Below are 13185 nucleotides of genomic sequence, written 5' to 3'. Positions count from 1 at the left end.
ACCATGCCGAAACCCAGGCATGGCTCTGAAAGATCAGTGCATGGGTACGATGCCATAGGTCTACCCATTCGGCTTCGATGGCGGCCAGGCGATCCGTCGAACTGACGATTTCCAGTCGCTCCGCACCAACAGCGTCAATCGAAGCCATTTTGTTCATGGTTGGAGACGGTCCTGCGGCTGCGCGACATCGATGCGCTTTTGAAAAAGTCGCATGATATGGTTTGCCATTTTCTTGAGCGGCAGCACGTAAAGTCCGAAAAGCGACTGATAGTCGCGTACGTCGCGATCTATCAGTCCAAACTTGAGGTCTTCGTCCGGATCCGGGATGAACTGCGTACCGAATATGCGATCCCAGAATGAAAAAAGCAGCCCGAAATTCTTGTCGTAGTGGCGAGGGTCGACACTGTGATGCACCTGGTGCCAGTGCGGACACAAGATGACGCCGTTCAACCGGCCGAAGGAAATCTTCAGATGCGTGTGGCGAACAAAGTCCATCATGAGAATGTTGCGAATGACATAGACGTTGATGCCAAATATGGCAATCTCGACCGGATTAAGCGCAATCAGGCTCCACAAGCCGAAACTGATCCCCGGTATGACGCCGTCCCAGATCCGGTTCATCAGATCGTCCAGGGGGTGAACCCGGTCCTTGGTGATCCCAACCATCACTTCGGCCGAATGATGCACCTTGTGCAATTCCCACAGGAACGGAAAACGGTGCTGGGCAACGTGATATAGGTAGTAGGAGATATCGTAAGCAACGAGCATGGTTGCGGTGAAGAGGATGATCGTCACTGGGCCGGCGGGGCCGGGTATCAGCGGTTGCGAGATGCTGAAGAGCCAGCCGACTGCCTGGTTTGTTGCATATCCCGTGGCGGCAACGAAGGTGACACCGGCGGGAATGAGCAGGAAGGGCATCACCAGCCTTTTCGTGATCCAGAACAATGCGTCCGCTCGCGCCGATGGGTGCATGATGACTTCCGCGGGAAAGGCGAAGTCGAAAAAGTCCCGGAAGGATTTCTGTTCGACCGTTCGCCAGTAGGCGACCACCGCGCTCCCCAGCGCCGTGAGCAACAGGAGACCGAGTGTCAGCAGATCGATGTGTGAGAGTTTTTCCACGATCACCCTGGCGAATTCCGAAAACATCGATGCAGTGGCTCCTAGGTGGTGAAATGGCGATCCGGCTCGTCGCGAAGCACATATTGCCAGGCCCATCATATGCTGCCCGCAACTGTGTATCGGGATGCGACTGGCAGAACAATCATGGCCAAATTAGCAGATCAACGGTGTCAAAACCGCTAAATATCTGAACGTAATTAATGTCGAACGCTGCGCCTGCAACCTGCCCGTTATCGGGTCTGCGGCGGACTTGGCGCGAGCCGGATGACTACTCCCTTTTCGCCTACTTGGCCACGCCATGCGAGGCGTTCGGCTGGCTGCCTTGCACCAAAACGCGGCGAAACCCAGCCGCCTTGGCCCGGTGTGTCGCCGCCGGAACGGATGTCGATCGCTGCGTCTGGAAAGTGGATAGTCATCAAAGGTTCAGCGCCGCGCAATATCGTGACAATGTTTCCATCCCTGTTGGCGTGGAGGTCGGCGGCGAGTTGGAAGACGATCTCAGCGACGCGGCTGCCGCCGAGCAGTTGGTCGGTCACGAGGATGCCGTCGCCATCGCGTGTCACGGCGCGTTGATGCACAACGCCGAAGCGGCCTTTGTACCCGTCATGTCGGGCACACAGCCTCCAGTGCGGCCCCGGCTCGCTCTCCACCAATGTCGCAACCGCCTTGTGCGACCAGTTGAACGCCCCGGAGATGACGCTTTGGCTTTTACCCTCTATGTTCAGCGTGTTGTGCGCCGGCGTCGAGCGGAACCAGTCGCGCCAGCCTCCCCCCGAACCATAGAGCCATGTGCCGGGGTCGACCAGAACCGGATCGCCGTCAATGCACAGGGTGAGCGACAGCGCGTCGGCATGACCGTGCGCCGCTATCGAAAGGTAGCCCAGCGGGCCGTGGTCGTATGTCAGATGGATGTTGCGACCATTCATCTCGCCGCGCCAGACGGAGAGCCCGCCTTGCGTGAATGTATGCAATCCATCCGGCACCGGCGCCGGCCGCGGTGGCGCGCCGAAGAAAAGCGCGCGAAAATCGGCAGGCTCCGGTGCCCTGCCCGGCATCCGTAGAAAACCATGGATGGCGGCCGCGACCGATCCGACATAATCGGTTTCGCCCCCCAGCGTGATCACGCGGCCTTCATCATTGTCGCCGAAGCCGCTGGCTTTCGGCGGGAGCCAGCCTGCGAAATTGGCGAAAGCGGCCAAACGCGCTTCGACGGGCTGGGGAAAAGGCAGTCCGGCCTGGCGCGCCGCCGCAGCGCACAGCAGGAAAAGCTCGGCACTGAAGGCGGCGTAGGTCGGGGTCTGCTCGGCCCCGGCGCCATCGGCAAGGATCTGTTTGAGCACCTCAGCCAGGAGCGACTCGCGAGCCACCTCGGCCCCGAAAGCCAGACCGATCAAATATTGGCCAGCCAATTCCGCGACGAGATGGTTGTTGGCGGACGAAAAACGGGAGGGAAACCGCGGCAGCCAATAGGCGCTTGCCGCCAGTATTTCACCGACTCTTTCTCGCGTCGCCGCGCCAAGCCGGTCGCCGACGAGGTCGAGCGTGACAATCAGGCTGATGGCTCGTAGCGCGACCTCGATGCCCGAGGCCCAGCCAACGCCCCGAAATGGTGGGTTGGCGAAATGCCAGCTCTCGATCGCCGCCTCGATGGCCGCACGGGATTGATCATCGCCGGTGAGAAGCAGATGGGCAGCCAGTGGCGGCAGTTGCTGCAGCCGGTTGATTTCCCAAACATATTTTACATCGCCACGGCCGGTGGCATGGCGAAAATCGATATCGAAAGTATGGGTCTTGGGGCCCGGCCAAAGCCGGCCGGTCACCGGATCAAGGCGCCAGAGCTCGGGGGGAAAGAGAGTATAGGGGTCTCGCTGTGGCCAGGTCTGCCCAAGTGCTGAAAACTGGCCTCGAAGAGTGTTTTGCGCAGCCGCCTCGATAGCTTGCCGCTGGGCTGGTGTCGCAGCGGCCGGCACAGCATTCCGCAATCCGTGCAGCACCGGGTGCAACTGCGGCGACGCATAGCGCTGCCAGCCGTTGTCGCGGCGGCGCGAAACGGTCCTCCGGCGCTGCTCGTCCAACCGATGCAATATCTCGGCCAACTCCATGCTGCGCAATCGGTTGAAATACCACCCGACCCTCATCCGCGCTCCGCCAAGATTTTGATCCTCATACACCATCCCGTCGAAAAAGCGTGTGGCGGCATCCTCTTTTCCGTTCCCGCGGTTAATATCTTCGGCCATGACGCGGAGTTTTGCGATGAGAAAAGTTGTCTACGTCATAGCGTGCGCGCTTGGCATGGCTATGTCAGCCGAGGCGGCGCCGATCCCGCTTGAGCGCGGCGTCGGCGTCCATGAATGGCTCAACTGGTCGCCGGTGGAGAAAGATGGTTCCTACAAATGGCCGCCCTATCGCAGCGAGAAGGAATGGCTTGCGGGCGGCAGGCCGCTCACCGATTGGCCGGACGGCGACCAGTTTGATCGCATTCGATCCATGGGCTTCGACTTTGTCCGGCTGAGTGTCGACCCTGGCCCTCTGCTTGCCAGCGAGGGCGCCAAACGACAACAGGCGCTGGACATGCTTGCCGCTGCGGTGCAGCGGGTCGTTTCAAGCGGGCTCAAGGTGGTTTTCGATCTGCATGGCGTCAGCCAGGTTCCGGCTTACAGCATGGAAATGATCTATGGCGGGGCCGACAGCGAGGGTGTTGCCCGCTATCGCAAAATGGTAGTGGCGGTGGCTGCCATGCTGATCAAGATTGGCGCCGACAAGGTCGCCCTCGAGCCCTATAACGAGCCCGCCTACTACCCTTGCGATTCAAGCGGCAGCGATGACTGGCAGCGGATCATGGCAGGCACGGTTCGCGATATTCGCGCCGTCAGCAGCGAACTCACCATCGTCGCGACCGGCGCCTGCGGCGGGAGCATCGCCGGACTGGTCAACCTGGACCCCAACTTCGACGACCCCAACGTCTATTACAGCTTCCACATGTATGATCCGCACAGCTTCACGCACCAGCGGGCCGATGACAAGAACGCTTTCTCCTCCGGCCTTCCCTGGCCTGCCGACGCCAGCACGCCCGAAGTGGTCGCCGAAACCCTCAAGGCGCAGATGGACGCCGCCGGCTTGAGCCAGATCGAAGAGGTGATGAACATGGCCTCGGCGCGTGAAACGATCGCCCGATACTTTGAGCAGAATTGGGGGCAGAGCCAGCTCGAAGCGGGTTTCCGTCAGGCGGTCGACTGGGCTGAAGCCCATGGCATAGCGAGCAGACGCCTGTTCGTGGGCGAATTCGGCGTTATCCTGATGTCTGCGGATGGCCGCATGGGAGCTTTCGATGCTGATCGCCTGCGCTATCTCATCGCAGTGCGCAGAGAGGCGGAACGCTTCGCGATGCCGTGGTCGGCCTGGGAATTCTCCAATCCTTACGGAATGAGTGTTATCCAACCCAAGGGGCCTGCGATCCCGGACCGGGAGATGTTGCGGGCACTAGGCCTGCCATAACTCGTCATCGGGTCAGGATCGGTTCGAGCGGTCTGCCTGGTTGCTGGCGATCAATCGCGTGGAAACCCAAGGACTGTCGTCTCCAGTTGCAGCCGAGAGGGCCTGATCGAACCAAATCAGGCTCAGTTTTAAAATCACTCCACCGAGCAGCTATTTAATATATTCGCTGTAGATTGGTGTCCTCGATCATACGCAAACAAGGGAAAGAGGGCCAAGGGAAAGAATGTGCGGAATTGCCGGCTGGATTGGGCGCAGGGTCGAGAAGCCACAAGATCGGGCCGCCGGGATGTCGAATGCCTTGCAGCATCGTGGTCCCGATGCCGAAGGCATCGAACTCCTGGACCTGAACACAGGCGAGGACCAGTTGGCATTGGTGCATCGCCGCCTGGCGATTATTGACTTAAACGCCGATTCAAATCAGCCGATGCAGACCGAGGACGGACGGCTCCGGATTATTTTCAACGGCGAAATATACAACTACATCGAGCTGCGTGAGGAGTTGATCGGTCTCGGCCACCGTTTTCGCACACGCTCCGACACGGAAGTGCTGCTCAGGGCTTATGACCAGTGGCGCCTGGCTATGTTCGACCGATTGAGCGGGATGTTCGCTTTTGCGCTGTGGGACGCTCAACGGCGCGAATTGATCCTCGCCCGCGACCCCTTTGGAAAAAAACCCCTTTACCTCATGCAAGGCAGAAATTTGCTGTCGTTTGCCTCGGAGATCAGCGCGTTGTTGTCTGCGCAGCCAGATGGCCAGCAGCTCGATCTGGATGGAGTGCGCGAGTATCTGACCTGGCGTTACGTGCCTGGACCGCGGACGCTTTTCAAACAGATCCGCAAGCTCAACCCGGGAAGCTACGCTGTGTGGTCGCAAGGGGAAGTAACGGAAACGCGCTATTATGCGCCCCCGGATCAGACCGATCTGACAGCGGATATCGATCCAGGAACCGCCAAGCGACGATTTCTGGAATTGCTCGACCGTTCTGTCGAGATCAGGATGCGCAGTGATGCGCCGTTTGGCGCCTTTCTGTCCGGGGGGCTCGACTCGTCGGCAATCGTTGCCCTGATGACCAGGCACAGCGACAACCCCATTCGTACGTTTTCGGTCGGTTTCAGCGAACAGGCTTACAGCGAGCTTCCATTCGCCCGGCGCGTCGCCGATCATTTCAAGACCGATCATTGCGAACTCGTCATCCAGGCGGATGACCTGATGAATCATCTGCCCAAGATGGTCCGCCATCGGGGGGCACCTGTTTCACAAAGTACGGACATTCCAATTTACCTGATGTCGGTTCGAGCCTCGCAGGACGTCAAGATGGTGCTTACGGGCGAAGGTGCGGACGAGATTCTCGGCGGCTACCCCAAACATCGCGCAGAGTCTCTGGCGGGTGTCTACCGGTCACTTGTTCCAGCGTCGCTTCACAACAATCTCCTCGCCCCTTTGATGCGCGCATTGCCCGGCGCATCGGCCAAGTTCGACATATTTGCCCGAAGCGCGGGTGAACGGGACTTTGCCACCCGGATGATCTCCTGGTTTGGAGCCATGACGGCGCGGGAACGCGATTCGCTCCTCGGTGGGTTGGCCACTTGCGGCCATGACTGCAACGATTTCCCGTTCTCTTCGAGTGTGACGGAATCCCATCTGCGCCGTGTGTTGTTTTTTGATCAGACATCGTGGTTGCCCGACAACCTCTTGGAACGGGGCGACCGGATGATGATGGCCGGTTCAATCGAGGGGCGAATGCCATTCCTTGATCGCGATCTGGTTTCCTTCGTCAGCCAACTGCCCGATCGTTACAGGCTCGGCCTCCTGCACAGCAAACAGATCCTGCGCGACTGCATGGCCGGCATGGTTCCCGACGAGGTCCTCAACCGCCCAAAGATCGGCTTCAAGGTGCCCGTCGCCGAATGGTTCCGCGGGCCGATGAGCGATTATGTACGGGACCATCTGTGTTCGTCCCATTCGGTCATCCGTAGCTATTTGAGCGCCAAGAAGCTGGACCAGATTGTCAGGGAGCACGCCGAGCGCGCCGCGGACCACGAAAAACTGATATGGGCGCTTTTGAACCTGGAGATATTCCACCGCGAATTCGCGCTTGGCCCGCCGCAGTGACGACAATGAAGGACAGCGTCAGCGCTTGACCGATCGCGCCTCGGACGCGACCGATCTCCAGACATCGCAGATCGCGTCGACAAACGGTGCAAGCTCAAGCCTTTCCCGGTGCACCGCCATGGCGGCGGCGCCAAGCCGCGCGCGCAGCGCCGTATCCTCGACCAGCCGAGTTAACGCCTCGGTCAACGCCGCCACATCGCCGGGCGGCACCAACAGACCGGATTGTTCGTGGGTGATGATGTCCTCGACCGCGCCAACCGGGGTGGCCACGACAGCCAGGCCGGCCGCCATGCCTTCGATCACCGACATTGGCAGATTTTCGGCGAACGAGGGGAGCACCAGAATATCGGCCGAAGCGATCAGTGATGCGACCTCGTCAGGTCCCACCCAGCCCGGAAAAGCAATACGGTCGGCAATCCCTAGCGCGACCGACCTCGCTCGTGCCGGCTCGACCTCACCATCGCCGGCGATCGTGGCACGCCAACCCCTGAGATGTTTCATCCGCTCCAGCGCCTCGCCCAACTGCGGCACGCCCTTTCGCTCGCCGATGCGGCCGAGGAACAGGATGTGCACGTGATCGCCTCCGCCGACATGCGCCAGGGAAGGAACTGCCGTGGCGTTGGGAACGATGACAATATTGCCGCCGTTCGCCGGTGCCCGGCTGGCGACGAAATCGCGCCAAAGCCCCCCAGGACAATCACCCGGCCGGCATGCTCGAACAGAGCCCTGATACGGCGGCTCATGAAACTATGATCATCTTTCCAGAATGTCTGATACTGCGCCCCATGCAGATGAAGGACATATGGTATCGACAACAGCCTGGCGCAGGCGGCGATCATCATCTTGCGATAGGTGCTGCCGGAGACCGATATATTGATGTGAATGACGTCGGCGCGTCTTTCGAGGCGGGCCGCAAGCATCCGCGCGCAAAAACCAAGCATGTAGAAGATCGAAAGCCCGACATGTCCCGGGCCACGGCTGGAAAGAAAGCGCAGATCGATGTCGGCGATCTCTTGCCGTTCGAACTCCTGCTTCAGCGCCCCCATGATCCGGTCGATGCCGCCTTGTCCCGAAACGCCCGAGGGCGTTGCGACCAGGACATGTATTTTTCTATTGTGGGCGAGACGCTGCAACATGACACCATTTGGATTGCGGATGCCGGGTGACCGTAAAGCAAAGGTTCCAAAAAAGGTTTACGACAAATCTTTTGGTTCAAACTGTATCCGTTCACCCTTTGCCGTCATCATGCTGGAATTCCCGTCGGTCAACGATTAATCGACGGCAAATTTTCCGGGAACAACCCTTTGCTGCTCCGTTCCACACTCATCTATGGCCCCGCTATTCTGCTGACGCGGGTTTCCGCTCTGCTCCTGCTGGTCGTCATGACGCGGTTGATCGACCAGACCGAGTATGGCCTGCTGACCCTGGTGGTCACCGTGGGCGAAATGACGGATGTTGCCGTTACCAACTGGCTGCGCATTGCCTTGCTGCGGCTTGGTGGAAAAGGCGACGTCAGCCGTGGCAGCCTGATGCTTGCCGGACAGGTATTGCTTGCCACCACGGTGCTGGCCCTGATCATATCCGTGATCGCCTCGGTGGTGATCGTGCCGGAGCGCTGGATCGAATTTGCAATCGCCGTCTGCAGCTATCTGATTGCCGGCTCCATCAGCCGGTTTGCGTTGACGGTGCTGCAAATGCAGCAGCGTCATTCCCTCTATTCAATGCTTGAATATCTGCGCGGCCTGCTGCAACTCGCCTTGCCGATCGCCGCCATCCTTATCTTCCAACGCTCGTTTCTGACGGTATCGCTCGGCTCGAGCCTCGCCGTGCTGATTGCCGGCATCGTGGCGTGCGTGGTGGCATCCGGGCGCGTTATTGGCGGCCCGCCGCGCTTCACCCACAAGGAGTTTTTTGCCCTCGGCGTGCCCCTCGTCATCATGGCGCTGGTCGGTTTCGGTCTCAACAGCGCTGAACGCGTCTTCCTCAAGCTCTACTACGATGCCGGCGCGGTGGCTGTCTTCGCAGCCGCCTACGCATTGGCTCGGCAGCCGATCGATATGGTCGCCAACGCAATCAACATGGGCGCATTTCCAGAAGTGGTCAGCCGCTTCGACGAAGAGGGATCCGAGGCGTCCGGGCGGTTGTTGTCGCAACTCATGGCCTTGATGATACGCCTTTGCCTGCCGGTCGCAGCAATGCTTATCGCGCTCAGCGGCGACATCACGCGACTCCTGCTGCCCGCGGAATATCATGGTCGCTTCGGTCTGCTGTTTCCGATCATCGCCTTCAGCGTTCTTTGTGCCAATCTCACAAGCTTCGTTTATGGCGTCGTGGTGCACGCACATAAGCGGCCGTGGTTGCTGATCATCGCCAATTCCTTCGGCTCGGTGGCAACGATTTCACTGTCTTTTCTGTTGATCCCCACCATGGCGGAGGTTGGCGCGGCGTTGGCGTTGGCGGGCGGATCGCTGGCAGGTCTTGCAGCCTGCATCGTCATCGCCGAGAGGCTCACGCCGGTGCCGGTTCCCTGGCGCGACATCGCTGTCTCGGCCATCATTTCTATCTGCACCGGACTGGCCGCCAGCCTCGCCAGCACTGCGCTGGGCTATATGCCGGCGATCTTTCCGCTCGCGGCGGGCGGCGTCGCCGGCGCTGCGGCTTTCCTGGGACTGACCTGGTTGTTTCACCCCGCGGCCGTGACGCAGTTCATCGGCAAGCTAAGGGCACGGCTCCGGATCGCATAAATCCCGCGCTATGAGGCATGCTTGTCTGAAAGTCGCGAGCTTACGGATTGACGTTTCGGCGTCCCCGGCGAGACCAGAACTCACGCCACAGCAGCAGTGCATAGGCGGTGTTGGTATCGTAGTAGCGGCGCCACAAGCGTCGCGGCTCCTGCGCCACGCGGAACAGCCACTCCAGGCCGGCCGCCTGAACCAGTTTCGGTGCCCGGGCGACCTTTCCACCATAGACGTCGAAGCTGCCGCCCACGCCCATGACGAAACTCGGAGCGAGTACGTCGCGATAGCGCTTGAGAAAGCGCTCCTTGCTCGGCGTCGGCATCGCCACAAACAGGCAGTCGGCACCTGAAGCGTTGATGGCCTCGACGATCGCGGCCTCTTCCTCCGCCTTGAAATACCCATTGCGCCGGCCGGCAATGGCCAGGCTCGGATGATCTCTGGCAAGTCGGCTTTCAACTGCGTCGAGAATGTGCTGTTCAGCGCCCAAAAGGTAGGGGCGATAGCCACGCTTGGCGCACAGCGCAAGCAGGTTGATCATGACGTCGACGCCGGTCACACGCTCCGGCAACTCGACGCCGCAGAGCCGCGCGCCCCAAAGCACGCCTTTGCCGTCGACATTGACCATATCCGCCCCGACGACATCCTCGCGCAGTTCGGCATTCTTGCGCATGTTCACAAGCTTGGCGACGTTCACGACAACATGATGAAGCGGTCGCCGCGTCGCCATCGCCTCGTCTGCGATGGCCAGCGTCTCGGCCATGGTCAGCGCATGGATGGTCGCACCGAGAAACTCGCGGCGGCGTGATGCCAATAGAGAGTGTTGCGCCCATGCCGGGTCATGCGAGTTCATGCCGCTTCTCCGGTGCGAGCGAGAGACTGCGAGCGTTCCATTTCGGATTTCTTGCCTTCGATGCGGGCGTCGGGCTTGCGCGCCTTGCGCCAGGTCCACAGGCCCCGTGTGTCGACGAGCTTCTTGTCCTTGAGCGCTTCGGGATCGATCAGATTGAATTGTCGATGGTCGACCAGCAGGACGACGATATCGGATTGGTCAATAGCGGAAAGTGCATCGGTGAACATGACGCCGCTGCCCTCGAGCTCGTGTGGCAACTGACGCGCATTGGGCTCGGCAGCGACGATCTTGATATTGGGAATCTTGGACAGAAGCTTAACAACCTCGACAGCCGGGCTCTCGCGCATATCGTCGATATTGGGTTTGAAGCTGAGGCCAAGACAGGCGATCGTCTGCTTGCGGGTCGGGTCGAGCAATGCCTCGATGTCCCTGACCACCGACAAGGGTCGCTCGGAATTGATGCGCCGTGCCGAACTGATCAGCCGCGTATTGTTCGGTGCGGCGTCGATGATAAAATACGGATCGATCGCAATGCAGTGGCCGCCCACGCCCGGGCTCGGCTGCAGGATGTTCACGCGAGGATGCCGGTTGGCGAGATCGATTACCTCCCAGACATTGAGCGACAGATCCTGGCACACCGCCGCAAGCTCATTGGCGAAGGCGATATTGACATCGCGGAACGCATTTTCAGTCAGCTTAACCAGTTCCGCGCTTTCGGCCTGGGTTATGAACAGGTCGCCGGCAACGAAGCTTGAATAGAGTGCCGCTGTCCGCTCCGAAGACTTTCGGGACAGTCCGCCGATCGAGCGATCATTGTTGATCAGCTCGGTCAGCACCTTTCCCGGCAGCACGCGCTCGGGAGAGTAGGCGACCAGGACGTCAGCTTCCTCGCCATGCGCAACGGGAAATTTGAGATCGGGTCGCAGTTCCGCGAGCAGCGCTGTCATGACACGCGTCGTACCGACCGGCGATGTTGATTCCAGCACCACCAGGTCGTCCCGTTTTAGCACCGGAGCGATGCTTCGCGCTGCCGCAAGCACGTAGCTGACATCCGGCTTGCGGTCCGGGGTGATCGGAGTTGGAACGGCGATAATATAGGCATCGGCCGGCTGAGGCGTGCTGAATGCCTTGAGCTTGCCATTGGCGACAACTTTCTGGATCAAACCATCCAGGTCCGGTTCGATGATGTGGATTTCGCCGCGGTTGACCTTCGCGACCACCGCCTCGTTGATATCGACACCGATGACATCGAGTCCGCGGCTGGCAAAAATGGCACAGGTCGGCAGGCCGATATAGCCCATGCCGATAACGGAAACGGTTTTGATTTCAGCCATGATTCAGCAATTCCTCAACGATCCGGCTCGCAGCTTGGCCATTGCCGTATGGATTGTGCCTCTCCGCCATGCCGCGATAGACGCTCTCATCATCGAGCAGGCTATTGGCATTGGCCAGAATTTTTTCGATATCGGTGCCGACCAGCCGGGCAGTACCAGCGGCGATCCCTTCGGGTCGCTCCGTGTTTTCCCGCATCACCAGCACCGGCTTGCCGAGTGAAGGCGCCTCTTCCTGCACGCCGCCGCTGTCGGTCAACACCAGGTAGCTCTGTTTCTGCAGGTACAGGAACGGCAAATAGTCCTGCGGGTCGATCAGGTGGATGTTCGGCACCGTCCCGATTTCGGCCTCGACCACGGAGCGCACATTCGGGTTGGGATGGACCGGGTAGATGATCTGCACATCCCTGCGCGCCGACAATGCCTTCAGCGCGGTGCAGATTCTCTGGATGCCGCCATCGAAATTCTCACGGCGATGACCGGTGACGAGTATCATTTTCTTGGTCGGATCGATGAAGGGGAAACGAGCGGCGAGCTTGGCGTTCATCAATTTGTCGGCATCGATCTCGCTGGAGAAATGCAGCAGCGTGTCGATCACGGTATTGCCGGTTACGAAGATGGTGTTCGCAGCCTTTCCTTCGGCGATGAGATTGTCGCGCGCCTCGGTGGTCGGCGCAAAATGCCAGGTGGCGATGTTGCCGGCAATCTTGCGGTTCAGTTCCTCCGGAAAGGGAGAGTTGATGTTGTGGCTGCGCAATCCCGCCTCGATATGGGCAACCGGAATGTGCTTGTAGAAGGCAGCTAGAGCCGCGGTCATCGCGGTGGTTGTGTCGCCCTGGACGACGACGATGTCCGGCTTCGCCTTCTCCAGCACCCCCGCCATTCCGAGGAGCACGCGCGAGGTCACGTCGAACAACGTCTGACCTGGCTGCATGATGTTGAGATCGTAGTGCACCGGCAGGCCCGTCAATTCAATGACCTGATCGACCATCTCGCGATGCTGGCCCGTCACACATATTTCCGTGGTAAAGCCTGGATGGGCGAGCGCGGCGCGCGCCACCGGAAAACATTTGAGCGCCTCCGGCCTCGTGCCGAACACGATCAGCAGTTTTCGCCTTGAGGGCAAGTTCGGATGTGAAACGGCGTTCATGGTTGACCCTGGTCACCGAAAGCGTGGGCGCCCGGCTGACATGTGCTTACAGCCTAACAATAGCGCCCTGAACCGCCTTCGTATTCAAAAAAATTAACGTATGATTAACGCTAGGGTCCGCAGCCCCCCCTTGGGCAACCCTTGCCAGGAACAGTGGGGAAAGATACCAAAGCAAAGCCATTTTTTGCTTTAACGAGAATAACTTGGGTTGACTAATATTTTAATCATCGGCCACGCCGTCGCATCCCGGCGCTGGGAAAATGAGCTTTTTAAGCGGTTGGATGCGGCAGGTTACGTGGTCTCGAGTTGCAACGCGCCGGCGGCGGCCCCAACCGCTCGGGGGCTGGACACTGTCTTGGCGATCGAGAGCCGGCGTTTCGGTCCCTCGC

Annotated in this window: 10 protein-coding genes; 3 read left to right on the top strand and 7 right to left on the bottom strand. The window is 59.8% G+C overall.

Annotation, left to right across the window (positions count from 1 at the left end; translation table 11 throughout):
- Positions 1–153 precede the first annotated feature (153 nt).
- Positions 154–1146 (bottom strand): sterol desaturase family protein, encoded by a 993-nt coding sequence (locus tag NKL04_RS32035; RefSeq protein WP_023699727.1) that lies wholly within the window; start codon positions 1144–1146, stop codon positions 154–156.
- Positions 1147–1349: 203 nt separating this feature from the next.
- Positions 1350–3356, bottom strand: coding sequence for a heparinase II/III family protein (locus NKL04_RS32030; protein WP_023699728.1), 2007 nt, complete (start codon positions 3354–3356; stop codon positions 1350–1352).
- 61 nt (positions 3357–3417) lie between these two features.
- On the opposite strand from NKL04_RS32030, the gene NKL04_RS32025 reads away from it, so the two are divergent.
- Positions 3418–4614: a glycoside hydrolase family 5 protein gene (locus NKL04_RS32025; RefSeq protein WP_023699729.1), complete on the top strand. Its 1197-nt coding sequence runs from the start codon at positions 3418–3420 to the stop codon at positions 4612–4614.
- A gap of 223 nt (positions 4615–4837) precedes the next feature.
- Positions 4838–6727 (top strand): asparagine synthase (glutamine-hydrolyzing), encoded by a 1890-nt coding sequence (gene asnB / locus NKL04_RS32020; RefSeq protein ID WP_352724903.1) that lies wholly within the window; start codon positions 4838–4840, stop codon positions 6725–6727.
- A gap of 18 nt (positions 6728–6745) precedes the next feature.
- On the opposite strand, the gene NKL04_RS32015 is transcribed toward asnB, so the two are convergent.
- Together NKL04_RS32015 and NKL04_RS32010 are read right to left on the bottom strand one after the other, a co-directional pair.
- Entirely contained in the window at positions 6746–7300 is a 555-nt protein-coding gene (locus NKL04_RS32015; RefSeq protein ID WP_352724901.1) for a glycosyltransferase family 4 protein, read from the bottom strand.
- Positions 7225–7863, bottom strand: a complete 639-nt coding sequence (locus NKL04_RS32010; RefSeq protein ID WP_352724899.1) for a glycosyltransferase — start codon at positions 7861–7863, stop codon at positions 7225–7227. The genes NKL04_RS32015 and NKL04_RS32010 overlap by 76 nt, the downstream gene beginning before the upstream one ends.
- A 168-nt stretch (positions 7864–8031) precedes the next feature.
- Here NKL04_RS32010 and NKL04_RS32005 point away from each other — a divergent pair, with 168 nt between their 5' ends.
- Positions 8032–9471, top strand: coding sequence for a lipopolysaccharide biosynthesis protein (locus NKL04_RS32005; RefSeq protein ID WP_023699733.1), 1440 nt, complete (start codon positions 8032–8034; stop codon positions 9469–9471).
- A 40-nt stretch (positions 9472–9511) separates the two neighbouring features.
- Here NKL04_RS32005 and NKL04_RS32000 read toward each other — a convergent pair whose 3' ends face one another.
- Genes NKL04_RS32000 through wecB form a run of 3 tightly spaced genes read right to left on the bottom strand, consistent with a single transcriptional unit; the run spans position 9512 to position 12796 of the window.
- Positions 9512–10315 carry a WecB/TagA/CpsF family glycosyltransferase gene (locus NKL04_RS32000; RefSeq protein WP_023725122.1) on the bottom strand — a complete coding sequence of 268 codons (804 nt, stop codon included), beginning with the start codon at positions 10313–10315 and terminating at the stop codon, positions 9512–9514.
- Complete coding sequence (gene wecC, locus NKL04_RS31995; RefSeq protein WP_023686301.1) at positions 10312–11649, bottom strand: UDP-N-acetyl-D-mannosamine dehydrogenase; 1338 nt, start codon at positions 11647–11649, stop codon at positions 10312–10314. The genes NKL04_RS32000 and wecC overlap by 4 nt, the downstream gene beginning before the upstream one ends.
- Positions 11642–12796: a non-hydrolyzing UDP-N-acetylglucosamine 2-epimerase gene (wecB, locus tag NKL04_RS31990; protein WP_023699734.1), complete on the bottom strand. Its 1155-nt coding sequence runs from the start codon at positions 12794–12796 to the stop codon at positions 11642–11644. The genes wecC and wecB overlap by 8 nt, the downstream gene beginning before the upstream one ends.
- Between the last annotated feature and the right edge of the window lie 389 nt (positions 12797–13185).

Source organism: Mesorhizobium sp. C264A (assembly GCF_040324515.1).
In the GTDB taxonomy this organism is placed as follows: domain Bacteria; phylum Pseudomonadota; class Alphaproteobacteria; order Rhizobiales; family Rhizobiaceae; genus Mesorhizobium.
Note: the sequence above shows the minus strand (reverse complement) of the source record. Positions and strands in the feature narration are given on the sequence as shown.